The organism is Alkalihalobacillus deserti (assembly GCF_020734105.1).
In the GTDB taxonomy this organism is placed as follows: domain Bacteria; phylum Bacillota; class Bacilli; order Bacillales; family Bacillaceae_D; genus Halalkalibacter; species Halalkalibacter deserti.
This window is the reverse complement of record NZ_JAJAFR010000006.1, coordinates 156,574-179,910: the sequence shown is the minus strand read 5'-3', so window position 1 is coordinate 179,910 and position 23,337 is coordinate 156,574. Positions and strand designations below refer to the sequence as shown.

Sequence of the window (23,337 nt, the reverse complement as noted above, 5' to 3'; positions counted from 1 at the left end):
GTTTCATCTATATCTGCGATTTTCTTACGCTTCTAGGTTTGCGCCTACACGCTCATCTTCAATACCAAGCTCAACCTTAATCCAGTCATAACCTTCTTTTTCAAGGCGAGTAGCAAGCTCAGCGCCACCAGATTTCACAATACGACCTTGCATCATTACGTGTACTTTATCAGGAGTGATATAGTCAAGTAAACGTTGGTAGTGAGTAATCATTAAGCAACCAAAGTTCTCACTGCGCATTTCGTTAATCCCTTTAGAAACCACTTTAAGTGCATCGATATCTAAACCAGAATCAATTTCATCAAGGATGGCAATTTTCGGCTCAAGCATTAAAAGTTGGAGGATTTCATTGCGCTTCTTTTCTCCACCTGAGAAGCCTTCGTTTAAATAACGGTGTGAAAATGAATCATCCATATCAAGTAGTTCCATTTTTTTATCAAGTTGGCGAATAAATTTCATTAATGAAATTTCGTCTCCTTCCTCACGTTTTGCATTGATCGCTGAACGTAAGAAGTCTGCATTTGTAATCCCACTAATTTCACTTGGGTACTGCATTGCTAAGAAAAGACCAGCTTGTGCACGTTCGTCAACTTCCATTTCAAGAAGATCTTCCCCATTAATTGTTACCGATCCACTTGTAATTTCATATTTAGGGTGTCCCATAATAGCAGAAGCTAAAGTAGATTTACCTGTTCCGTTCGGTCCCATGATCGCATGGAATTCTCCACCTTTAATTTCAAGGTTGAAATCTTTAAGGATTTCATTCCCTTCTACTGATACGTGTAGGTTTTCAATTTTAAGATATGGTACTGACATTACGACGACCTCCAATGTATTATGCTTTATCCTGGACAAAGCTGCATTTAATTTTTTATTTAATTTTATTCTCAATCTATTCTCATTACAATCTTATAACAAATCTATTATAAGTTCAAGGACTGCGATTCAGTAAAAACTATTATACCTATGTTTATAGTGGAAACTTTCTTGAGAACCTTACTCTACAGCCCTATACTTCGTTTCATACTATTTAAAGTATGTAAAATTTCTTTTATAACTTAAGGTTGAAAGGAGGGAAATCTTCACAAAATAGCGTCAATAAAAAAAGAGTAGCACCTCAAGGCACTACTCTAACTCGATCTATCATAACTGATACGACCCTAGCTAAATTGAGCTGCAATTTTTTTGCTAGCCTCGTAATCTTTTTCACGTTGTTTCTCAATTTGAATACGTTTTTCTAAACTTTGATTGTATTCAGAATAATTAATCCCGTGTGCTTGTTGCAATCCCTTTTCCATTTCTCCTTTGACAGCTGAATGGCCCTCATTACGACTTGTGTCTATTGAATGGATAATGAATCAACCCTTTCTCGTTATTGTCAGATGTAATCTTACCATGATCAGAAAATTCCACCAACAACGAAATAACGAGATATATTAGTATATTGAGCCTTGAGAAGTGTTTAAGTATTGTCAGAAAATATACCGATACAAATCCTTTAACATCCTAGCTTATTGAACTTGAGAACCACTTCCATCTAGTTCACTAATACATTCTTGAACGAGTGTAACCGCTTGGCTCATCGCAGCCCCGCCACCAAATGCAGCTGTCACTCCAACCGTCTCAAGAATTTCTTCTTCTGAACAACCTTGATCTAAACATCCTTTAGCATGATAAATGATGCAATACTCATCTTGAGAATACACACTAATGCCTAGCGCAATCATTTGCTTTTCCTTTTGTGAAAGCTTCCCATCTGCAAAACACGCTTCCGTGAATGCGTTGTATTTCTTCGCAATATCAGGCATTTTTTGTGTGAAATTGCCTAATCCTTGTTTATAATCTTGTAATGCTTGTTCAATTGGAGTTCCTTCTTGTTGCTGTTCCATTTTAATAAAGCCCCCTTTGTTAAATTGCGACAATGATAGTATCCGTAGCTATAAATGGGTTTATACACTGAAAAAAGAGGACTAAAATAACGAGACCACTGAAAAAAGGTACGGTTTTAACCTTTTTTCAGTGGTCTTTAAGCAATGAGCGGAACCGTTGCTTTGTCTTAAGCCGGCTATGAGTGGGTTTCTCATTGCTGGCGCGCAACGTGTGGAGCCATTGCTGCTTCCTCGAATCTGCTAAAAGGGACTTTTTCAGCGGCCTCTAAAATAACTTTTCCTTTAACTATGTATGTCTTAGATTGTTTAAGAAATATTACTAATAAGAATTGATTTTTAGGGGGTTCACAAAAAAATATGTGGCCAGTATTGATTATCCGTTTAATCCTTTTTTTACCGTGGTTTACATTATTGTTTATGAAGAAAAAATTCATAAAACGCTACACACCCGTTGCAACTTTTTCAGCTTTGCTCGTCACCTTGTACGCAGAACTTGCCTACACACAGGATTGGCTTATTCAAAACGTGGTAATAACGGACGCTTTAATTACATTTCTCCCCTTCACATTTGGAATCTTTTTCGTCGGAACCATTTGGATTTTCGCCGTGACCTTCGGACGCTTCTGGTTATTCCTGATTGTCAACGTCGTGGTTGATTCTTTGTTTGCATTTGGTTTACACAAATTTGTAATAGTACCTCTAGGCATTATTAAAGAAGTCAAGCACGGGAGCCTTGAAGTTTTTTTAGCTTTTGTCATCATGGCTGTGCTTCTTTATCTTTATCAACTTTGGATCGAAGGAGCCTTATTTAAAACGGATACTACGAGCAAGAATAAGAGCTTCACTGATCGTTTTAAGACAGTTATTCGTTGGGATATCTAGTTTTAAAAAACGACGAGGCTGCAATGAGCGGAATCCCTACTTCTTTGACTAGGTTTTATACTTCTTTAAAATCGATTCTGTATTTCACTTCAATTTTAAACTTTCTTACCTCAAAAAGGCTGTTGAGTTTATCACTCAACAGCCTTTCGTTTATTAGAAATTATTTCGACATAAACCAAAGTTCATTTAGTTCGTTAACGGAATTACCGCACCTTTATAATTTTCTATTATAAATTGTTGAACTTCTTCTGATTGAAGGATTTCAACTAATTTTAGTAGCTCAGGACGGTTTTCATCTTCAGCACGGACAACGATTAAGTTCGGTTGAAGAACATCTTCACCTTCAAACGCAATACCAAATTGCTCAATGTCCACGCCGCCTTCTAGTGCGTAGTTTGTGTTAATGACAACAGCATCGCCCTCACCAGCTTCAAAAGATGGTGCGAGCATTTTCGCTTCTACTTGCGGATCTCCAAATTTAAGGTTCTTTGGATTAGATGTAATATCATCGATTGTTGCTAAGGCACCTTCTTCAACGTCAAGCTCAATTAAACCAGCACGTTCAAAAATCGGTAGGATACGACCGTGGTCACTAATAGAATCACTCATCACAATGCTAGCACCTTCTGGAAGCTCCTCTAAACTAGAGTACTCTTTAGAATAAACACCAATTGGCTCTGCATGAACGGAACCAATGCTTACAAAGTCATAATCATTTTCTTCAATTTGCATTTCTAAGTAACCAGGTGTTTGGAAATAGTTAACATCAATGTCTCCATCACGAAGTGTTTGATTTGGTAAAATATAATCTTGGAAAGTGACAATCTCAAGCTCAATGCCTTCTTCAGCTAATAATGGTTGTGCAAACTCAAGCACTTCTGTATGCGGTACAGCAGATGCACCGACTACGATTTTTGTTGATTCTTCTTGAGCTGTTTCGTCTGCAACCTCTTCAGTTGTTTCTTCCTCTGCACCACCGCATGCTACTAATGAAAGTGACAATGCAGCTGCGCCAATCAAACTTAAAAATTTCTTCATCTGTAAATCCCCCTTGTTATCGTTTATCTGTTTTATTTGTAAAGTAGTCACCCATCCATTGAATGAAGAAGACAACTAATAAGATGACAACTGTAGCAACTAATGTAATTTGGCTGTTGTTTCGTTGAAAACCTTCTAAATAAGCAAAGTGACCTAGTCCACCTGCCCCAATGACACCAGCCATCGCCGTGTAACTCACTAGCGCAATCGCGGTCACGGTGATACCAGAAATCAAAGCAGGTAGTGATTCAGGAATCAGCACTTTACGGATAATATCCCAATTACTAGCTCCCATAGCTTGAGAAGCCTCAATCACACCTTTGTTAATTTCCCGCAGTGCAATTTCAACCATCCGCGCATAAAATGGAGCTGCTCCAATAATTAACGCTGGCAAAGCGGCATTCGCCCCTAACATTGAGCCTACAAGAATTCGTGTAAATGGAATTAACAAAACAATGAGAATAATGAAAGGAATCGACCTAAACACATTAACAATAAAACTAAAAACACCATTGACTAACGCGTGTTCCCAAAGGTTTCCTTTGCTTGTTAAATATAGAATCATCCCTAGAATCAATCCAATGATGAATGTTGCGGTCACTGAGATACTTGTCATGTAAAGTGTCTCAAGAGTTGCATCCCAAAGTTTATCCCATTTCACTTTTCCAAACCATTGGTCAATCATGGACAATCACCTCCACATCGACTTCCTTATTACGAATAAAGGTGATCGCTTTTTCGATTTCAGCTTTCTCGCCATTTAAAGCGACAAATAATGTTCCATAAGAACCCTCTTGGAATTTCGTGATTTTCCCTTGAACAATGTTCACTTCAACATCAAACTGACGAATCAATTGCGTTATTAACGGCCGCTCCGCTTCTTCACCAACAAATGTTAACTGAACAATCTGACCTTCTGGATGCTCTTTAAGCATTTGTGTAATCGCATCAACCGTTTCTTCCGGCTCTGTAATCTGCTTAACAAACTCTTTCGTCATGTTCTCTTTTGGTTTGCGGAACACTTCACGTACGAGTCCTTGCTCAACGATACGGCCAGCCCCCATCACCGCCACTTGATGACAGATCTTTCGAATCACATGCATTTCATGGGTAATCAGAATAATCGTCAAGCCAAGCTTCTCATTAATATCAACAAGTAAATCAAGAATCGAGTCAGTTGTTTTCGGGTCAAGTGCTGATGTCGCCTCATCACAAAGAAGCACTTTCGGATTATTAGCAAGTGCACGAGCAATCCCAACCCGCTGCTTTTGTCCACCACTTAATTGAGATGGATAACTTTCCCCTCTTCCTTCTAACCCAACAAGTTCAATTAACTCATTGACGCGCTGGTCTCTCGTAGCTTTTTTTACACCGGCAATTTCAAGTGGAAAGGCAATATTTTCACGAACGGTACGAGACCAAAGAAGATTAAAATGTTGAAAGATCATGCCAATCTCTTGACGCGCTCTTCGAAGATCTTTTTGACTCAACTTAGAAAGAGTTTGTCCAGCGACTTCAACATCACCTTCTGTTGGATGCTCTAACATATTAAGCATTCGAATCAACGTACTTTTCCCAGCACCACTATATCCGATGACCCCGTATATTTCACCTTCATTAATCTTTAAATCTATGCCATCAACTGCTGTAACCGGTCCATCCTTTGTTTGAAACGTTTTCCGGATGCCGCTTAACGAAATCATAGTCGTATCCCTTCTTTCTTAAGGTAGTTTGAAGAAGTCTATGAATGTCCAACTCTCTTTTTATGCTAGATTCATATGTTTAAACTCTTCATTCTAACTTTCCCCACTAAAAACTAAGCTTTAATTCAATAATAATTACGTTCATTTAGCTTCCATACAGAAAAACCTTTCTGAACATGGTGAACAGAAAGGGTAATAACAATGCCTTTCTCTCATCTATCAAAGCAAATCGCTTTGCAGGATTTAGCACCTTCTTAGATAAGCAATTCATCTAACGGTTGCCGGGCATCTTCGGGCCAGTCCCTCCGCCACTCTGGATAAGAGTCTATATCTTTAACAATGAGTGAATAATAGCATGCAAGAAAAATAGTTGTCAACTGATAAAGCTATAGCATTACGGCATTATTCATATTCGTATTCTTTAGAATAGTCACTTATTTAAAACGTTAATTTTGTCCCTGTAACACCCATTAACATAGCATTTTTTAAGAACGATCACTGAAAAAAGAAAAAAATGACCTCACCATTATTTAATATTTTAAAATATTAAATAATGGTTAAGAGCTTTGCTATCTGTTCTTTTAAAAATTAAAACCTCTTAAGATCATTCGCTCTACCACGTCATCTTACAAAGAAAGAGGGACATAAAATTGAGGCCACTGAAAAAGGTACGATTTCTACCTTTTTCAGTGGCCTTTAACGTGTGGAGCCATTGCTGCTTTCTGAATCTGCTAAAAGGGACTTTTTTAGTGGGTTCTGGTTTTTATCTTCTTAAGTAGCTTCCATAAAATCAACTCACTTCGAGTTCAATTTAATGCGAGCCATACCATTTTTAACACCAGCCCTCGTCACAACCTTCTACATACGATTTCACTTCATTTGGATTCTCTTGCTCATAGCGGAAAATTTTATCGTTCTCAAATTCAAAGCCTTCAGCCATTTCATGCGCGAGCCCTTGATTCGTTTCGATGACTTTTCCTATTTGAGCCTTATCCATATATAAATTCATATGGCCATTCTCATATTTCCCTTTTACTTTACTTGTTACATCAACTTTTACAAGATCCACGGCACTAACCTCCTTAAACAGAAGCTACTCTTATTGTGTCCACCAAAAATGACAGCAGCCATGGGTAATACATGAAAAAGAGGAAAGGCTTTTGCCTTTCCTCACTTAATGCTTAGTCTTCATTGATCATTTCTTGATATTGCTCTGCAGACATAAGCTTGTCTACTTCACTTGAATCACTTGGCTCTATAACGATCATCCAAGCTTTTTCGTATGGTGACTCGTTGACGAATTCTGGTGAATCATCAAGCTCTTCATTAACAGACACAACTTTCCCACTAATTGGTGCATACAATTCTGATACCGTCTTTACTGACTCAACACTTCCAAATGGCTCGTCCGCTTCAATTTCATCTCCCACTTCTGGAAGTTCAACGAATACGATGTCTCCAAGTTCCGACTGAGCGAAATCTGTAATTCCGATACGAACCGTTTCACCTTCAACTTTAACCCATTCATGCTCTTCTGAATACTTTAATTCCTTTGGTAAATTACTCATCCAAATCCCTCCACTCAAAATAATACAATTTATTTCTACATTATACCTGTTTTACCATTAAAACAAAACTACTTGCCCCATGTTTTCTCAAATTGTTCTTCTTTAAATCCAACAGTCACTTGAGTGCCATCTATTGTTAGTGGACGTTTGATCAACATGCCATCCGATGCAAGTAGATCTAACGCCTCTTCCTCTGACATATCCTTTATTTTGTCTTTTAAACCAAGCTCCCGGTATTTCTGACCACTCGTATTAAAAAATTTTTTCAATTCTAAGCCACTCTTTTGATAAATGCTGCGTAGCTCATCCTTTGCTGGAGGATTTTCAACAATATGTATATCGTTAACTTCGATGTTTTTTTCCGCAAACCACTTACTTGCTTTTCTGCATGTCCCACATTTCGGATATTGATAAAAAACTACTGCCATTTTCATTCCTCCTCTCTTCCTTCTTCAACGTTATTATTACTTATCTCTAGCTTGTTCACAATTTTTTTGCTCATGATTCTCTGTTTTCGTTTCCCACGTTTTTTGCAGAGCATCATGGACCGAACCAACACTTATATCTTGAGCAAATTCTTCTACTCCTGTTAAAGGCTCCGTATAACGGATTTCTTCGTTTTTTTTCATTTAAATCCCTCCAGTTATTCTTGATACTAAGATAGGTTGCGTCGGGTAAGGAAGAATCATACAAACCAGTTGGATCGGTAGAAGGTTGAGTGAAAAAATTGTACTTCCTTCTACTTTTTTCACTGATATGGTGAGAAAACTCGTTGTTAATGTAGCTGCGCTGATAAAAGGCAAATTGGTTTTCCTCCAAAAAATATCGCTGTTATTTCTCAGGTTTTCCGTTGTTATCTAGAGATTCCTGGTTAAATTTAATATATCGCCATTGCGGTGCAATTCCCCAAGAACCGATCACCAAGGAACATGACGACAAAAGAAGTCCCATTTGGGACTTCTTTGTACTAGAGAGGAGAATGCTCCATAAGAAAGGAGTATTTTATAATATTGTGAGGAAGGAATGAACTTCCCCAAAAGCGTAAACATTAATTAAACGACAAAACGTTTTGCTTTTAAGATCGCTGCGGCAATTTCTCGTTTTTTCGTAACGACATTGATTGGTGTGTGGCGTGTTAGTTTACGAAGAATGCCTAGCATTGTACGAAGCTTATCGCCTTCTTCCATTGCTACAAGTGATTCTTTCGCGTGTGCTTCAATGCGGTTGAATGCTTCTTGGCAGAATACTTCTGTCATCAGAAGCTTTTGCGCGGCTTGATCTGCACCCGATTTGTTGATTGCTTTTTCAGTACGAAGGATCACAGATTCCATAGAGTAAATCTCGCTTACAATGTCTGCAACATTTGAAAGCTGCTCTTGCTCGTGTTGAAGCTTTTCACCGTATTTTTGCGCTCCATTACCAGCCACCATTAAGAAAATTTTCTTCGCCATGCCTAGTAAATACTTTTCTTGCTCAAGTGGCTCATCACTAACTTCTTGAGGCATCATCATCATAATTTCTTCTTGTAAAGCCATCGCTTTTTGTAAAAGCGGAAGTTCACCTTTCATTGCTTTACGCATGATCGTACCAGGAACTAAAAGACGGTTGATTTCGTTTGTTCCTTCGAAAATACGATTAATTCGTGAATCACGGTACATGCGCTCTACTTCGTATTCTGCCATAAAACCATAACCACCATGGATTTGAACGGCTTCATCCACTACATAGTCAAGTGTCTCAGAACCGAATACTTTGTTTAATGAACACTCAATCGCATATTCAGCAATTGCGTTTGCAACGGCACGACCATCTTTTTGCTCTTCATCTGACAATCCCCCAAGACGTTCTTCAAAAAGACCACCTGTGCGATAGACTGAACTCTCAGCTGCATACGTTTGTGTCGCCATGTTCGCAAGCTTTTCTTGGATAAGCGTAAACTGGCCAATTGGCGTTTTAAATTGCTTGCGTTCTGTTGCATACGTTGCCGCAAGCTCAAGCGCACGCTTCGCACTTCCTACACAACCTACACCAAGCTTGTAACGGCCGACATTTAAAATATTAAAAGCAATTAAGTGACCTTTACCAATTTCACCAAGTACATTATCAATTGGTACAAGCGCATCTTCTAAAATTAATGTTCGAGTCGATGAACCTTTGATTCCCATTTTCTTTTCTTCTGGACCCGTTGTAACACCCTCGAATTCTTTTTCCACAATAAAAGCTGTAAATTTATCGCCATCGATTTTTGCGTAGACTACAAATACATCCGCAAACGCTGAGTTCGTAATCCATTGCTTCTCCCCATTTAATACATAATGAGTACCTGCTTCATTTAGAACTGCGGTCGTTTTTGCACCTAAGGCATCTGACCCTGAGCTAGGCTCTGTTAAAGCATACGCAGCAAGCTTGGCACCGCTCGCAAGGTCAGGAAGATATTTTGACTTTTGCTCATGATTACCAAAGAATACGATCGGCAATGAACCAATTCCTACGTGCGCGCCGTGACTTAAACCAAATGCACCACCACGAACAAATTTTTCAGAGATGAGGGACGAACTGATTTTATCAAGGCCAAGACCGCCGTATTCTTCAGGAACATCTGCGCCAAGAAGTCCTAGTTCCCCCGCTTCTTTTAACAATCTTACGGTATGTTCAAATTTATGCTGTTCAATCTCTTCAAGAACAGGCTCAACCTCATTGATGGCGAACTCTTCCGTCGTACGACCAATCATCACTTGCTCATCTGTGAAATCTTCTGGTGTGAATATTTGATTAGCCGTAATGTCTTCAACTAAGAAACTACCGCCTTTTAATACCTTGTTTTCTGTTTGACTCATTTTCCGTTCCTCCTTATTTGTGATGTCTTTATTTTTTTAATGGCAATAGTCTTAGATCAGTTCAAAAACGCCAGCTGCGCCCATTCCGCCGCCGATACACATAGTGACAATACCGAATTGTTCGTTGCGGCGTTTCATTTCATGTAAAAGCGTAAGTGTTAATTTCGTTCCTGAGCAGCCTAGTGGGTGCCCTAAAGCAATCGCACCACCGTTTACATTGACACGATCCTGATCAAGGCCAAGGTGGCGGATGACTTGAAGTGATTGAGAAGCAAACGCTTCATTTAGTTCGAATAAACCAATATCAGATAGTTGGAGTCCCGCAAGTTGAAGAGCTTTTGGAATCGCTTCAACTGGTCCAATTCCCATTATTTCTGGAGCAACTCCAGCTACTGCAAATCCGCGGAACTTCAACTGCGGTGTTAAGCCATTAGCAAGTGCCTCTTCACGGTCCATCAGGAGGACTGATGCTGCACCGTCACTCATTTGTGAGGAATTCCCTGCTGTAACACTTCCTTTTGGGTGGAAGGCTGGTCGAAGTTTTGCAAGTCCTTCAGCCGTTGTATCTGTTCGCACACCTTCATCCATTTCAAACCGCACTTGTTTTTCTTTCAGCTTGTGATCGGCACCAACCGAACGTAACATGACGTCGACTGGTACAATTTCGTCTTTAAAACGTCCGGCTTGAATTGCTACCGCTGCACGTTTATGACTCTCTACTGCAAACGCATCCTGATCCGCGCGGCTCACTTCAAAACGATTTGCTACTTCCTCAGCTGTATAACCCATTCCCATATAATATTCTGGTTGTTCTTCAACAAGCTTTGGATTCGGTGCAATGACATGACCTCCCATTGGAATCATGCTCATTGACTCAGCTCCACCAGCAATAATCGCTTTTGAGTGACCAAGCATAATTCGCTCGGCACCGTATGCAATACTTTGCAATCCAGAAGAGCAATATCGATTTATCGTTATAGCTGGAACTGTATTTGGCAATCCTGCTAAAGCAGAGATGTTACGAGCCATGTTCATGCCTTGTTCCGCCTCAGGCATCGAACAACCCATAATGACATCTTCTATATATCTAGCATCAAAATCACCGGCACGCTTTAATGTTTCACGAATGGTTAACGCACCTAAATCGTCCGGACGCACGTTAGCTAACGTCCCGCGTTTTGCTTTTCCGACTGGTGTTCTAGCACCAGCGACTATAACGGCTTCTCTCATTTCGTTTCCCTCCTATTCCATCGATTAGTTACGAAGTGGTTTTCCTTTTGATAACATATATTGCATCCGTTGTTGTGACTTTGGTTCAGCAAGTAGGCTTAAAAATGCCTCACGCTCTAGGTCGAGTAAATACTGCTCGTCAACTAATGTTCCCTTTGGTACACGACCACCAGCTAAAACGAAGGCTAGCTTCTCAGCAATTTTCAAGTCATGGTCAGAAATCATGCCACCGAATTTCATTGTTTTTGCACCTAATAACATCGTTCCGTATCCGGTTTCTCCAACAACCGGAATTTTCTTTCTCTCAGGAGCTCGGTAGCCCGTATCAGATAAGTGTAGAACTTCTTTTTTTGCACGATCAATGAGCAAATCACCATTGATGACAATCCCATCTCGCTCACTTAGAAAACCGCTTTCTTTAGCTTCTTCGGCAGACGTTGATACGTTCGCCATTGCAATTGACTCAAACGTTTTGTTAGCAACAGCTTGTAGGTCTGTTCCTCCTGATTTCTCAAGGTTACGAAGGTACAATTCTTTGTTACCACCACCACCAGGGATCAACCCAACTCCGACTTCAACTAAACCCATGTATGTTTCAAGTGACGCCTGAATGCTAGCAGACGGTAGACAAATCTCCGTTCCACCACCAAGTGTCATCCCAAATGGAGCTGCCACTACTGGCTTCTCTGAGTACCTGATATTTGCCATTGTTTGTTGGAATTGACGAACGACCATTTCTAGTTCAAAGAAGTTATCATCTTGCGCTTCCATTAAAATCAGCATTAAATTGGCGCCGACACAGAAGTTTTTACCTTGATTGTTAATGATAAGACCTTTGTAATTTTTCTCGACTTCTGCAATCGATTTATTGATCATTTGTAAAACATCGGCACCGATTGAGTTATTTGGAGAATGAAATTCCAGTAGAGCAACGTCATTTCCGACATCAATCAAGCTTGCTCCTGAATTTTTGAACACGACATGTTCAGGCTTTAACGATGTAAGGTGAACGATCTTTTTGTTAATGACCTTTGGTGCAAATCTACCTTCATGGTAGAAGGTATTTTCTTTATAGAAGCTTTCTTGTCCTGAAGCAAGCATGTCTTTCACCCAGTTCGGAACGGTTTCTCCTTCTGCTTCCATACGTTCAACAGATTTTGCAACACCGATTGCGTCCCATGTTTCAAACGGACCCATTTCCCAGCCAAAGCCCCACTTCATCGCTTGGTCAACAGCATGAATATCGTTAGCAATTTCAAATGCTTTTTCTGCTGAATAAATTAAAGTTGGTTTAAGTATGCTCCAAATCAATTGGCCCGCACGATCATCTGCATACACTAGCGTTTTCAATTTGTCTGTTACTTTCTTTGCTTGCTTCGTTTGCTCAACTGAAGCTGCTGTTAATTTTTTACGCTCTTCGTACTCAAGTGTTACTGGATTTAATTCGAGGATTTCTTTTCCTTGCTTCAAGAAAAATCCTTGGCCACTTTTAGCACCGAGCCAACCCTTCTCAGCCATCTCTTTCATAAATAGCGCTGGATCAAATACTTCTTTCTCCGCTTTGTCCACGACATCATAGACATTTTTCGCTACGTGTAAGAATGTATCGAGACCAACGACATCCAACGTACGGAATGTGGCACTTTTAGGACGCCCAATTAGCGGTCCTGTAACGGAATCCACTTCGCCGACTGAATAACCGCCTTTTAACATTTCTCTAACTGTTACAAGAAGTCCATATGTTCCAATTCGGTTCGCAATGAAGTTTGGTGTGTCTTTTCCTTCTACAACTCCTTTACCGAGCGTCCCCTCAGCAAACGCTTTCACAAATGATAAAACCTCTTTATTCGTTTGATTTGTTGGGATAACTTCTAACAGCTTTAAGTATCTTGGTGGGTTAAAAAAATGCGTCCCAAGGAAGTGCGCTTTAAAATCATCTGAACGCCCTTCAGCCATAGCTTCAATTGAAATTCCTGATGTATTTGAACTGACAATTGTACCTGGTTTACGAACCGCATCAATTTTTTCAAAAAGTTGCTTTTTAATCGCTACGTTTTCAACAACGACTTCAATAATCCAATCGACTTCTTCGAGTTTTTTCAAATCGTCCTCTAGATTTCCTGGTTGAATATAAGATGCTTTTGTTTTTGAAGAAAGCGGTGCTGGTTTTTGTTTAGCAAGCTTCTGAATAGCTGTTGTGCTTAACCGATTGCGAACAGCCTTATCATTCAGCGTAAGACCTTTTGCTTGTTCTGCGTTATTCAAATCTTTCGGTACAATATCAAGTAATAAAGACGGGATTCCAACATTCGCTAAATGAGCGGCGATTCCTGAGCCCATAACTCCTGAGCCGATTACCGCGACTTTACGTATGTGACGAGTCATACTTCTCCCCCTTTTCCAGTTCGAACTTAGTTTAATTTATTCATGTCTTTTCTGCAGTATGAATCATTTAAAAACGAATGAACACTCATTCATTTCCACTCCAAAAAAAGACGACAATCTCAAATGTCATTTTCTATAAGTTATCATAACGAAGAATAGTCATTTGCACAAGAGATAATTCTGAAAATAATCTTGATGATTTTCTAAGCTGACATTTTTCAATCCCTATGAATTTTTTGGAAATGACTCCTTCTTATGTAACGGATAAAATCAACTGATCTATTTCACACTAATGAGGTATCCGAATGACGGATACGTTGCTTACTTGCAACATCCAAAGGAGGGTATATAATGGACCAACAACAATTCCAAGGCATGCAAAATCAACAACAGCAACCAACCGGGATGCAAAACCAACAACAAATGGGAGGACAACAAGCGACTTTCCAAACACCTCCTCCTGTCATTACGACTAAGGATCAGCTTTATTTAACGGATATCCTTTCTTGGAACATGATAGCAATGAAAAAAGCTCATTTCTTTGCTCAGCAATGTCAAGACCAAGAAATTAAAGCCTTGCTTGAAAAAACGGGGCAAATGCACCAACGACATTACGAAAAAATCTTAAGTCATTTAAAAACAACCGAACAACAACAAAGCATTCCAATGCAATAATATTGTTCAACCTGAAACAACTTCGGATTAATGCAATTTTTAAGCCTGCAGAAGTGGTTTCCTTTTTAGCATGTGCGCTACACTATGTGGCGCCATTGCTTCAACTAATTATAAGGGGGCATTTTCATAATGAACCAACAATCGAAAAAGATTCAAAACCCTGAAATGCAAGTTCCAAAAACACCGCAGATGAACGACCGTGACTATATTAATGATATTCTCATGTGCGCTAAAAACATGACAAACTCATATAGCGTTGCGTTAAACGAAATGAGCCATGACCAATTATACCAAGACCTTTCACAAGTTTTTAATGAAACACAAAATTGTCAGCGTGAGTTATATAATACGATGTTCAAAAAAGGATTTTATGGGTTAGAAGCCGCTGATCAGCAAAAGCTCGATCAATCCTATCAGCAGTTTTCTGGTTACAGCAGTCAGTTTCCTTATCAGCAGTAATGAGTTAAATCGCTGTCCCAAGATTGGGGCAGCTTTTGGTTTCTAAAAAAAGACTCCCAAAAAGGAAAACCTCTCCCCTTTTACGATTTATCTTTGCTGTTACCTGTTGCAGACCTGCATACTTCGGATCTGCAACTTTTATGCGTCAGTGTCACTTCCGCTACATTAGCAGTATACGAACCACATAACCCTTTAGAAGAATGGTTTCCTATACTCGCTGATAGTGCAATACCCGCAAAGCTCAGTAGCCTTGCGGGTAAGAAAGACAAGTTATGAGTTCGCCCACATTAACAAACTAGCACAACCTAAAATTTCCTCTGGTGGTCCGACACGACTAATGACACCATATTCAATAAAAACGATGCGGTCAGCTAATGCTTTGGCATCTTCTTGATCATGGGTGACAAAAATGGAGGTAATGCCAGTCTTTTTTAAAATCGTTCGGAGTTCGTCTCTGATTCTCACTTGTAAATTCGCATCCAAATTGCTAAATGGTTCATCAAAAATAAGCAAGGAAGGAGCTGGCGCCAATGCTCTAGCTAAGGCGACACGCTGCTGCTGCCCACCACTTAATTCAAATGGATAACGCTCTTTATATTCAGTTAAATTAATTAATGATAACATCTCATCTAATCTTTCTTGCTTTTGTTTACGATTCATTTTTCTAAGCCCATACTTAATGTTATTCGCAACTGTCATATGAGGAAAAAGGGCATAATCTTGGAAAACCATTCCTACTCCTCTTTTTTCAGGTGGAGTGAAATGGGCATCATTCATAATTGTTTTATCATTAATTAAAATCGATCCATGGTTCGCTGTTTCTAGGCCTGCAAGTAAACGTAGAATCGTACTTTTCCCACTACCACTTTCCCCAAGAATACAAACGATTTCTCCCTGTTCGATATTTAATGAAAAGTCCTTAATCGTTGGTTCAACTGCATTTTTATAACGATACTGTAAATTTTTAATTTGTACAAACATTAGTTACTCTCCTTATCTAAGACTTTATGAAAGAAGAAAATACAAATTCCACTGATCAAGATAATAATAATCGATGCTAAAGCAGCTTCATGTACTCGTTCATCATTTGCATACTTAAAAGCTTGGGTTGCTAGTGTTGAAAAGTTAAAAGGCTGTAAGAACATCGTCAATGGCAGTTCTTTTAATATATCGACAAAAACAAGAATAAATCCGCTAAAGACAGCGCCTTTTAACATCGGAATGTCTACTCTGAAAAAAGTTTTAACCGTTGAATTTCCAAGTGTTCTTGAAGCTTCCGTAAAGCTATTCCCCACTTTTTCAAATCCAGATTCAATTGAATTGTATCCAATGGCTAAAAAGCGAATAATATAAGCCGACACCAACATCACAAGACTAGTTCGTAGCACAAAAGCTGGATCAAAACTAAAAACGGATGAAGCCGTTAAGATAAAATCATCCAATAGTAGAAAAATGCTGATTACAGCTATTGCGATCGCAGCACCAGGGATTGAATATCCCAGTGTGGTCACTTTAGAAAATGCCTTTGTGAATCGCCCTTGATGCAGCCTTGTATAATTTCCAATGATTAAAGAGATAAAGACAATAATGAGTGCAGCAATCGACGCTACAAAAACAGAATTGTAAATTAACGTGAGGAACTCCTTACTAATTACCTTTTCATAGGTCATTAAAGCCCATTGTACTAACTGCAAGAAAGGAACAATAAAAGCGATGGTAAAAATCCCAAAACAATAAGAAAAAACTAGCCATTTCTGTATACCCTTTAGTTGTTTAGGCTCAATTGGTCGAACCTTTGAGGTCGCATAGCTATAACGCTTTCGGCCCCGAATTAACTTTTCGATCACGAGAATAAAAATGACAATAAACATTAAGGTTCCAGCAAGCTTTAACGCTGAATCGAGATCTTTCATTCCATACCAAGTGCGAAAAATAGCTGTACTAAATGTTTGAATACCAAAATAACTGACAACCCCATAATCATTTAAAACCTCTAATACAACCAAAGTCACACTACCAACGATCGCAGCCCTTGAAATCGGTATAATAACACGAAAAAAGGTTTCAAAAGAGTTGTCTCCTAGCAATTTGGCATTTTCCACAATAGAGGACGATTGATTTTGCAAAAAACTTTTCGTAATCGTGTAAACATAAGGAAACAGGAAGAGCGTGAAAATAAAAATGGCCCCCTGCAAGGTCATGATGTTAAAATGGCTTTGTTTAACCGAGATATCGAATGAATTTCTTAATGTCGTTTGGATGACACCTGTATAATTTAACATCCCATGATAAGCATAGGCTCCGATATAAGGCGGAATCGCAAGCGGCAAAATCAATCCCCATTTTAAAAAGTTTCTGAGAGGAAATTTATACATCGTAATAAACCAAGCTAAACTAACGCCCACAATCGTAGTAGCCAGTCCCGTAAAGCTAATAATGACAAGAGAATTATAAATATAATCTTTAAGTAAGTAATCTTTTATGTGTTGCCAATTTTCATTTGGCTCCGTAAACAATTCAAAACCAATTAGAAAGTTAGGAATTAAAATAATAGAAACGAAGATTAAGCTTAATATGGCCCATATATTTAATTGTTTCTTCGCTTGTTGGATTAGTCTCATGTTGACACACCTTATATTCGTTTCCTACATTATAACGAAAATCATTCTCAAATGGAATACTTAACAGGAAAACTCTGGATCAGTTCCACATAAGTCTATTATTTACCTCAGATAAACGCTTGTACCTCAGAATTTTTGTTCAACTTATAAAAAAATAACCGTATCACTTTTTTAAATGATACGGCATTTTTTAGATCTCTTATTTCCAACCAGCTTGATCAAATAACTTGATTGCTTGTTGTTGATTTTCTCCTAGAACAGATAGATCAATATCTTGCTCTTTGAATTCGCCCCATGATTTAAGAAGGTCATTCGGTTCAACATTTGGATTTGCAGGATACTCATTGTTTGCTGCAGAATACGCACCTTGAGCTTCTTCACTAGATAAGAACTCCATAAGCTTGATCGCATTCTCCTTGTTCCCTGCATGCTTCGTTAAAGCAACTCCGCTAATGTTAATGTGAGTCCCTGTTGTTTCTTGGTTCGGGAAGAATACACCAACAGATTCTGCTACTTTCACTTCTTCTGCATCTTCTGAATTTAACATTGTACCAATATAGTACGTATTCATGATCGCTACATCACCTTCACCAGCAACAATTGCTTTAGCTTGGTCGCGGTCATTCCCTTGAGGATCTCTAGACTGATTGTTCACAATACCTTTAGCCCATTCTAATGCTTCTTCTTCACCGTTCAATTCAATCAAAGATGCAAGCAAAGAAATATTATACATATTATTTGATTCACGAACCGTCACGCGACCTTCCCAATCAGCTTCTGTTAACGCTTCATACGTAGAAAGCTCTGATGGATCAACACGATCTTTCGCATAAACGATTACACGTGCTCTTTTCGTTAAACCAAACCACTCATTATCAACATCACGTAATTTTTCAGGAATATTAGCCGTTAATACTTCACTTTCAACCGGTTGCAATAACCCACTTTCACTAGCAACATAGAGGTTACCAGCATCTGACGTAATAAATAAATCAGCCTCTGTGTTCTCACCTTCAATATTCAGACGCTCCATTAATTCGTCGCCTTTTCCTTCTACAACATTTACTTGAATACCCGTTTGCTCAGTAAACAAGTCATAAAGTTCTTGATCAGATTCATAGTGTCTGCTTGTATAAAGATTTACAACACCAGCTTCTTCTGTAGTCTCTTCAGCCACTTCACTTTCACCTTGCTCAACTTCTGTTTCTTCTGGTTCCGCAACTGCGCTATCATCTGCTCCGCAAGCAGTGACAACAGCTAGTGCTAGTACCATTAATGCGAACAACATAGCTTTTAACGTTCTACTCATACGATAAACCCCCGATATGTATTTTTCATGAAATTGCGGTAATGAAAATCATTATCACTATTTCTCCCAATTTAGATTCTAATGGAGTTGATAATCATTGTCAATATTTTTTTGGATTTTTATTTCTTTTCTACCTTTAAATTTCATCAATTCACATTTATTTACAAAAGTAAAAGCACCTTCAATATCGTTCAGAAGGTGCTCTTGTTAATCGATACTCTAACTCAAAAAGGCCTCAACCGGCCATTTTTTGATAAGATCATCCTATCTTGCTCCTATTCCATCCGGAGCCCTAAATCATTTTTATCGGCGTCATTTACATTTTCAACCCATTCAAACTTGCTCCTTCTACAAAAAACCTCTCTATGTTCTTTTCAACAGCAGCATCCGCTATTAATGGTGGTGCGTGATGGGTTTTAATACGGGCATCAATGATGAGATTATCACAGCCCCAATGCTTGTTCTCATAATAACTGTTTACGCCATAAATATCGTGTGAAGGGTTGCTACGAGTGAAAGTCGCCCAAAGAAAGTTACTGATCGATTCGCTCATAAAAGCACTATCATCACATAGGATGATCAGCGGGCAAGTTGGTATTGAGCCCTTTGCTTGAATGGCTTGACTTATTTCATTTAGTTCCTCTTGCGCAGATGGGTAATCTTTAAATGTAGACGCTTGAACCGCCACAACACCAGGCATGACCAATTTCGAATGTTGAACATTTCGCAATTCACCCAATGCCTCTGGAACCTCCTTACATAAGTCTCTTTTTTGATCGCCATATGCCGCAAAAATCACTTTGCTTCCGGTATTTAAACCGGTTCCTGAGTAATCAAGAGTATCGATCGTCGTGTTCGTTTGAAAATGAAGATCGCGATGCAGATCGATTCGTTCAAGGATATAAGTTAAAAAATCAGCTTCTTGATGCGTATCTAACGGCCTGTCCTCTTCGGCCGTAATAAATAAATATTTCGCTAAACTTAATTGACCCGTTCCTAATATTCGATTAGCAATCGTCAGAATCTCAGCTGGCTGTTTGACTTTTTGATAAGGGGTATACCGCTCACTCCCAATGGCAAAAAGCAATGGATGTACTCCGGCAGCGTCAACAGCATGGACTTCTTTGACACCAGGGACTTCTTGCTTGATCGCATTACCTGTTAACTCATGAATGAGATCACCGAATGATGTATCTTCTTGCGGTGGACGTCCGACAACCGTAAACGGCAAGATCGCATTCGTTCTCGCATAAACTTTGTGAATTTTCATTAATGGGAAGTCATGAGTCAAACTATAGTATCCTAAATGATCACCAAAAGGTCCCTCAGGTTTGGTCTCACCCGGATGAATTTCTCCCGTAATCACAAAATCTGCATCATGACTAACACAGAAACCATCAACGTAGCTATACCGGAAGCGTCGTCCTGCCAGCAAGCCAGCGAACGTCATCTCGCTTAAACCTTCAGGTAATGGCATTACGGCTGATAACGTGTGCGCAGGAGGACCTCCGATAAAAATACTTACTTTTAGCGGTTCTCCTTTTTTCACTGCTTTATCTTGATGAATGCCAATTCCGCGATGAATCTGATAATGTAACCCAATTTCCTTGTTCTCTTCATACTCGTTTCCATCTAGTTGTACCCGGTACATCCCTAAATTAGAATTCATAATCCCTGGCTTTTCCGGATCCTCCGAATATACTTGTGGCAGCGTGATAAAACCACCGCCATCCATTGGCCAGTGTTGAATCGATGGAATATCAGTTAAATTTATTTCCTGCATACCAGCTGGCAAACCACTCTTTTTCGCAGGTAGAGCTGTAGATGCAGAGAAACCTGTCTTAATATGTTTTAATGGATTTTTTAATGCCATCATTGGATCGTTGCGTAAAGCAATGATGTCCTGAACCGGTTCTAGTGTATCTCGGAAAATAAATTTACTGCGCTCGATCGTACCGAAAAGGTTGGATACAGCCCGATACTTTGACCCTTTTACATTTTCAAATAACAGCGCAGGACCACCAACTTCATAAGTTTTCAAGTGAATTGCTGCCATTTCAAGATATGGATCCACTTCTTCTTGTATCCGCACCAAATGTCCGTTTTTTTCTAAATCAATTATGCATTCTTCAAGATTTCGATACATGTATGAAATGCTCCATTCTATTCATTCTAGGTTTTATTCTATTATATCTTGGTCGATTATAAAAAGAAAAGTCTTAGAAAGTGGCTAACAGGGGGTTGGTGAATGCTTTTTTCAAGTACATCCCTTTTGAATATTGTGGCTTTTTTTATTAATTGCACGAATTTGTGGGGAATTGCGCGAATTTCCATTTTATTGCATGAAATCAAGAGGGAATCGCAACCCCTGTCTATTGTCCGGCACCCCTCTCATCTATTTTTTTACATTTGTATGATTGTCCGTTGCCAAAAACCTGTTCGATGCATTTCCTATTATCTAGATACAAATTTTCATTGGAGGAGAATGGATATGCTGAAAAATGTCTCAATCATTATTCCCTTCCAAACCGACCATGGACCACGAGCGGAGGCATTTGAATGGGTAAAAAAATATTATTCTAATGTTTTCCCAGAGGCCGAGTTGTGTTTAGGGATAATTGATGAAAGTCATATGAATAAGGCGAAAGCAGTCAATCAAGCTGTAAAACAAGCAACTAGAGATCTATTAGTCATTGCTGATGCTGATGTCGTTTATGATCCTAAAATAATTGTTGAATCGATTAAATTATTAAAAAAAGCTCCCTGGGTTGTTCCCTTTACCGAACTATATGATGTACCTCAACAAGAAACTAGAAAGATACTGACTAAAAAGGCAAAGTGGCCTATTGCTATAAAACCAAAAAATTGCCATAAGATAAATTGGTTATACGAAGGATTTGCCGGAAAACTAATTGTTATTCCGAGAAAACATTTTGAAGCGGTAAATGGTTTTGATGAACGATTTATTGGGTGGGGAGGCGAAGATGATGCTTTTTCGCATGCTGTAAATACTATTTGCGGTGAGTTTGTTAATTTAAAAGCAAAATTATTTCATTTGTGGCACCCCCCCGCTTACTGGACTACTAATCCAAATGCAGATGAAAATGGCCAGCTTCTTAACCGCTATATAGCTGCAAGTGGCAATAAGACGGAAATGCATCAACTAATTCAAGAGCGTGTAAGCAATTATGAAACCGAAGAACAAACAAATCAATCGTCGATTCCAATAAAAGAACATCAAAAAAACTCTTCACAAAAGAAAATATCAGTGGATCGTCTTTTTAGTCAGAACATAGATGCAAATAAAATTGGAAAAGAAATGATTAACTTGATCAAGAAACGCAACGGACAACGAGCAATTACTGACCATACTAACCTTCCCAACAGTAAAATTTGTTTTGCTATCCTTGTTCATAAAAACCGCGACTTAGTTAAACAACTAATTGATAACATAAGGTACTATTGTCCGAACAGTGCAATTGTTTTGTACAATGGCGGGGATGACCCAAATCTTTGTAAAGGCTTAGATGTTCCTGTTTGTCCATCCAGTCACAAGTTAGAACGTGGATATACAACGATCTATTTTTTAGAAACAATGGAATGGATTGAACAAATAGGAATGGAATATGATTACTTTATTAATGTGGACTCTGACGCTCTATTTATTAGAAAAGGGTATGAAGAATTTATTGAAGAACAAATGAAAGACACAGATTACATGGCTGTGAGGCTTCGGATACCTGAAGATGATTGGTATATTGGAAACGAATTAAAAAAAGATATAACAAGATGGAAAAAGTTATTTTCCGTTACGCCCTTTTATGGGGTATTCAACGTCGGCCAAGTCATCTCAAGACCACTCGTTAACGTGTTGCTTCAGCCAGCACGTAAAGATAAATTTAAAAAGGCTCTACTCAAAACTTCCACCTTTGGCTCAGATGAAATCTTTTTCGTGAATATCGCTAAAGAGCTAGGTTTTAGAATAAAGAAATACCCAAATGTGACGGACTCTACAATGATTCGATATCGACCATACTTTTCTTTAGACGAGATGATCCAATGCCTTAACGACATTAAAAAAAGCTGGTTATGTCATCCAATTGATTTAGATCATAACGACCCTGCCAGAAGGTTCATTACTAGTATTGAAAGTGAACATTATATGCAATCTTACAAAGCTCCTGAGTTTCCTTGGTATGAAAACAATCCCACAACCTATTCACTGTCTTTACCGATTAAAAGTAGTTTTGGCAGCTCAGAAGTGATCGTCCGATCTGGAAGTTCATTGGCCCACTACTGGCAGCAGTCTCCCAATGAAAAATGGACTAAAAGTGAAACGTTTGCAGTTGGAGCTACCGGTATACCTATATTTCATGAAAATTCCTTAGGGCATTTTGAAGTAGTAAGTGAGTTAAAAAAAGGCGGAGTTGGATTTTGGTGGAGAGACAACCACTCACACGAACATTCTTGGCATGGACCTTACGTTATTCTTAAAAAAGATGTAGAACCTATTTTGCTGACTCAGCAATCAGATGGTCAACATGTCCTCGTTTGTAAATCTGGTGATAATTTCGTTCGTTCGATCAGCAAGAAATCCTGGCCATCATCTTTTGGATAGGAGGGGATTGTTTTTTTGTGTGAGTCAGCAAAATAATGATCGAATTTCGGTTATTGCACGAGAATAACTGATTATTGCACGAGTTTATATTTAATTGCACAAATCTTTTTTTAATTGCACAAA

Annotated in this window: 21 protein-coding genes and 1 riboswitch; of the genes, 4 read left to right on the top strand and 17 right to left on the bottom strand. The window is 38.8% G+C overall.

From position 1 onward, the window contains the following. Positions 1-24: 24 nt before the first annotated feature. From sufC to LDX58_RS13485, 3 genes are all read right to left on the bottom strand, one after another. Positions 25-816 (bottom strand): Fe-S cluster assembly ATPase SufC, encoded by a 792-nt coding sequence (gene sufC / locus LDX58_RS13495; RefSeq protein ID WP_227937366.1) that lies wholly within the window; start codon positions 814-816, stop codon positions 25-27. Between the two features lie 344 nt (positions 817-1,160). Then, positions 1,161-1,298: a YuzK family famiily protein gene (locus LDX58_RS13490; protein WP_227937365.1), complete on the bottom strand. Its 138-nt coding sequence runs from the start codon at positions 1,296-1,298 to the stop codon at positions 1,161-1,163. A 213-nt stretch (positions 1,299-1,511) separates the two neighbouring features. Continuing rightward, positions 1,512-1,889, bottom strand: a complete 378-nt coding sequence (locus LDX58_RS13485) for a carboxymuconolactone decarboxylase family protein (RefSeq protein WP_227937364.1) — start codon at positions 1,887-1,889, stop codon at positions 1,512-1,514. Between the two features lie 357 nt (positions 1,890-2,246). Here LDX58_RS13485 and LDX58_RS13480 point away from each other — a divergent pair, with 357 nt between their 5' ends. Next, positions 2,247-2,771 carry a hypothetical protein gene (locus tag LDX58_RS13480; RefSeq protein ID WP_227937363.1) on the top strand — a complete coding sequence of 175 codons (525 nt, stop codon included), beginning with the start codon at positions 2,247-2,249 and terminating at the stop codon, positions 2,769-2,771. Positions 2,772-2,957: 186 nt separating this feature from the next. On the opposite strand, the gene LDX58_RS13475 is transcribed toward LDX58_RS13480, so the two are convergent. The 10 genes from LDX58_RS13475 to LDX58_RS13430 all read right to left on the bottom strand — a co-directional run bounded on the left by LDX58_RS13475 (position 2,958) and on the right by LDX58_RS13430 (position 13,532). Then, positions 2,958-3,809: a MetQ/NlpA family ABC transporter substrate-binding protein gene (locus tag LDX58_RS13475; RefSeq protein WP_227937362.1), complete on the bottom strand. Its 852-nt coding sequence runs from the start codon at positions 3,807-3,809 to the stop codon at positions 2,958-2,960. 16 nt (positions 3,810-3,825) lie between these two features. Then, positions 3,826-4,494, bottom strand: a complete 669-nt coding sequence (locus LDX58_RS13470; RefSeq protein WP_227937361.1) for a methionine ABC transporter permease — start codon at positions 4,492-4,494, stop codon at positions 3,826-3,828. Continuing rightward, positions 4,487-5,512, bottom strand: coding sequence for a methionine ABC transporter ATP-binding protein (locus LDX58_RS13465; protein ID WP_227937360.1), 1,026 nt, complete (start codon positions 5,510-5,512; stop codon positions 4,487-4,489). The genes LDX58_RS13470 and LDX58_RS13465 overlap by 8 nt, the downstream gene beginning before the upstream one ends. Before the next feature lie 209 nt (positions 5,513-5,721). Continuing rightward, positions 5,722-5,836, bottom strand: a riboswitch (SAM riboswitch). A 508-nt stretch (positions 5,837-6,344) separates the two neighbouring features. Further along, complete coding sequence (locus LDX58_RS13460) at positions 6,345-6,581, bottom strand: YusG family protein (protein ID WP_227937359.1); 237 nt, start codon at positions 6,579-6,581, stop codon at positions 6,345-6,347. A gap of 112 nt (positions 6,582-6,693) precedes the next feature. Continuing rightward, positions 6,694-7,080, bottom strand: a complete 387-nt coding sequence (gcvH, locus tag LDX58_RS13455) for a glycine cleavage system protein GcvH (protein ID WP_227937358.1) — start codon at positions 7,078-7,080, stop codon at positions 6,694-6,696. Positions 7,081-7,148: 68 nt separating this feature from the next. Next, positions 7,149-7,508: an arsenate reductase family protein gene (locus tag LDX58_RS13450; RefSeq protein ID WP_227937357.1), complete on the bottom strand. Its 360-nt coding sequence runs from the start codon at positions 7,506-7,508 to the stop codon at positions 7,149-7,151. Positions 7,509-7,544: 36 nt separating this feature from the next. Beyond that, positions 7,545-7,709, bottom strand: a complete 165-nt coding sequence (locus LDX58_RS13445; protein ID WP_227937355.1) for a hypothetical protein — start codon at positions 7,707-7,709, stop codon at positions 7,545-7,547. Between the two features lie 423 nt (positions 7,710-8,132). Beyond that, positions 8,133-9,917, bottom strand: a complete 1,785-nt coding sequence (locus LDX58_RS13440; RefSeq protein ID WP_227937354.1) for an acyl-CoA dehydrogenase FadE — start codon at positions 9,915-9,917, stop codon at positions 8,133-8,135. A gap of 51 nt (positions 9,918-9,968) precedes the next feature. Then, entirely contained in the window at positions 9,969-11,147 is a 1,179-nt protein-coding gene (locus LDX58_RS13435) for an acetyl-CoA C-acetyltransferase (protein WP_227937352.1), read from the bottom strand. 24 nt (positions 11,148-11,171) lie between these two features. Next, positions 11,172-13,532, bottom strand: a complete 2,361-nt coding sequence (locus LDX58_RS13430) for a 3-hydroxyacyl-CoA dehydrogenase/enoyl-CoA hydratase family protein (RefSeq protein WP_227937351.1) — start codon at positions 13,530-13,532, stop codon at positions 11,172-11,174. 405 nt (positions 13,533-13,937) lie between these two features. Between LDX58_RS13430 and LDX58_RS13425 the strand changes: the two genes are divergently transcribed. Together LDX58_RS13425 and LDX58_RS13420 are read left to right on the top strand one after the other, a co-directional pair. After that, entirely contained in the window at positions 13,938-14,207 is a 270-nt protein-coding gene (locus tag LDX58_RS13425; RefSeq protein WP_227937527.1) for a hypothetical protein, read from the top strand. A 129-nt stretch (positions 14,208-14,336) separates the two neighbouring features. Further along, a complete protein-coding gene (locus tag LDX58_RS13420) occupies positions 14,337-14,666 on the top strand; it encodes a spore coat protein (protein ID WP_227937350.1) in 330 nt (109 codons plus the stop codon). A gap of 270 nt (positions 14,667-14,936) precedes the next feature. Here LDX58_RS13420 and LDX58_RS13415 read toward each other — a convergent pair whose 3' ends face one another. The 4 genes from LDX58_RS13415 to LDX58_RS13400 form a co-directional block, all read right to left on the bottom strand. Then, positions 14,937-15,647, bottom strand: a complete 711-nt coding sequence (locus LDX58_RS13415; protein ID WP_227937349.1) for an ABC transporter ATP-binding protein — start codon at positions 15,645-15,647, stop codon at positions 14,937-14,939. Further along, the gene (locus LDX58_RS13410; RefSeq protein WP_227937348.1) at positions 15,647-17,287 is read right to left on the bottom strand and encodes an ABC transporter permease; all 1,641 of its coding nucleotides are present in this window, start codon (positions 17,285-17,287) and stop codon (positions 15,647-15,649) included. Before LDX58_RS13410 ends, LDX58_RS13415 begins: the two co-directional genes overlap by 1 nt. Before the next feature lie 199 nt (positions 17,288-17,486). Beyond that, positions 17,487-18,575, bottom strand: a complete 1,089-nt coding sequence (locus LDX58_RS13405) for a Fe(3+) ABC transporter substrate-binding protein (RefSeq protein ID WP_504752902.1) — start codon at positions 18,573-18,575, stop codon at positions 17,487-17,489. 337 nt (positions 18,576-18,912) lie between these two features. After that, positions 18,913-20,742, bottom strand: coding sequence for a UbiD family decarboxylase (locus LDX58_RS13400; protein ID WP_227937345.1), 1,830 nt, complete (start codon positions 20,740-20,742; stop codon positions 18,913-18,915). Between the two features lie 345 nt (positions 20,743-21,087). Here LDX58_RS13400 and LDX58_RS13395 point away from each other — a divergent pair, with 345 nt between their 5' ends. Then, positions 21,088-23,214: a glycosyltransferase family 2 protein gene (locus LDX58_RS13395; protein WP_227937344.1), complete on the top strand. Its 2,127-nt coding sequence runs from the start codon at positions 21,088-21,090 to the stop codon at positions 23,212-23,214. Positions 23,215-23,337: the final 123 nt, after the last annotated feature.

Bases quoted from the DNA above. Each gene is read 5' to 3' on its own strand.
- LDX58_RS13395 (WP_227937344.1), top strand. From the start codon at position 21,088: ATGCTGAAAAATGTCTCAATCATTATTCCCTTCCAAACCGACCATGGA.
- LDX58_RS13480 (WP_227937363.1), top strand. From the start codon at position 2,247: ATGTGGCCAGTATTGATTATCCGTTTAATCCTTTTTTTACCGTGGTTT.
- LDX58_RS13490 (WP_227937365.1), bottom strand. From the start codon at position 1,298: ATGGAAAAGGGATTGCAACAAGCACACGGGATTAATTATTCTGAATAC.
- sufC (WP_227937366.1), bottom strand. From the start codon at position 816: ATGTCAGTACCATATCTTAAAATTGAAAACCTACACGTATCAGTAGAA.
- LDX58_RS13475 (WP_227937362.1), bottom strand. From the start codon at position 3,809: ATGAAGAAATTTTTAAGTTTGATTGGCGCAGCTGCATTGTCACTTTCA.
- LDX58_RS13465 (WP_227937360.1), bottom strand. From the start codon at position 5,512: ATGATTTCGTTAAGCGGCATCCGGAAAACGTTTCAAACAAAGGATGGA.
- LDX58_RS13430 (WP_227937351.1), bottom strand. From the start codon at position 13,532: ATGACTCGTCACATACGTAAAGTCGCGGTAATCGGCTCAGGAGTTATG.
- LDX58_RS13470 (WP_227937361.1), bottom strand. From the start codon at position 4,494: ATGATTGACCAATGGTTTGGAAAAGTGAAATGGGATAAACTTTGGGAT.
- LDX58_RS13425 (WP_227937527.1), top strand. From the start codon at position 13,938: ATGCAAAACCAACAACAAATGGGAGGACAACAAGCGACTTTCCAAACA.
- LDX58_RS13420 (WP_227937350.1), top strand. From the start codon at position 14,337: ATGAACCAACAATCGAAAAAGATTCAAAACCCTGAAATGCAAGTTCCA.
- LDX58_RS13410 (WP_227937348.1), bottom strand. From the start codon at position 17,287: ATGAGACTAATCCAACAAGCGAAGAAACAATTAAATATATGGGCCATA.
- LDX58_RS13400 (WP_227937345.1), bottom strand. From the start codon at position 20,742: ATGTATCGAAATCTTGAAGAATGCATAATTGATTTAGAAAAAAACGGA.
- LDX58_RS13450 (WP_227937357.1), bottom strand. From the start codon at position 7,508: ATGGCAGTAGTTTTTTATCAATATCCGAAATGTGGGACATGCAGAAAA.
- LDX58_RS13440 (WP_227937354.1), bottom strand. From the start codon at position 9,917: ATGAGTCAAACAGAAAACAAGGTATTAAAAGGCGGTAGTTTCTTAGTT.
- LDX58_RS13445 (WP_227937355.1), bottom strand. From the start codon at position 7,709: ATGAAAAAAAACGAAGAAATCCGTTATACGGAGCCTTTAACAGGAGTA.
- LDX58_RS13415 (WP_227937349.1), bottom strand. From the start codon at position 15,647: ATGTTTGTACAAATTAAAAATTTACAGTATCGTTATAAAAATGCAGTT.
- LDX58_RS13435 (WP_227937352.1), bottom strand. From the start codon at position 11,147: ATGAGAGAAGCCGTTATAGTCGCTGGTGCTAGAACACCAGTCGGAAAA.
- LDX58_RS13485 (WP_227937364.1), bottom strand. From the start codon at position 1,889: ATGGAACAGCAACAAGAAGGAACTCCAATTGAACAAGCATTACAAGAT.
- LDX58_RS13405 (WP_504752902.1), bottom strand. From the start codon at position 18,575: ATGTTGTTCGCATTAATGGTACTAGCACTAGCTGTTGTCACTGCTTGC.
- gcvH (WP_227937358.1), bottom strand. From the start codon at position 7,080: ATGAGTAATTTACCAAAGGAATTAAAGTATTCAGAAGAGCATGAATGG.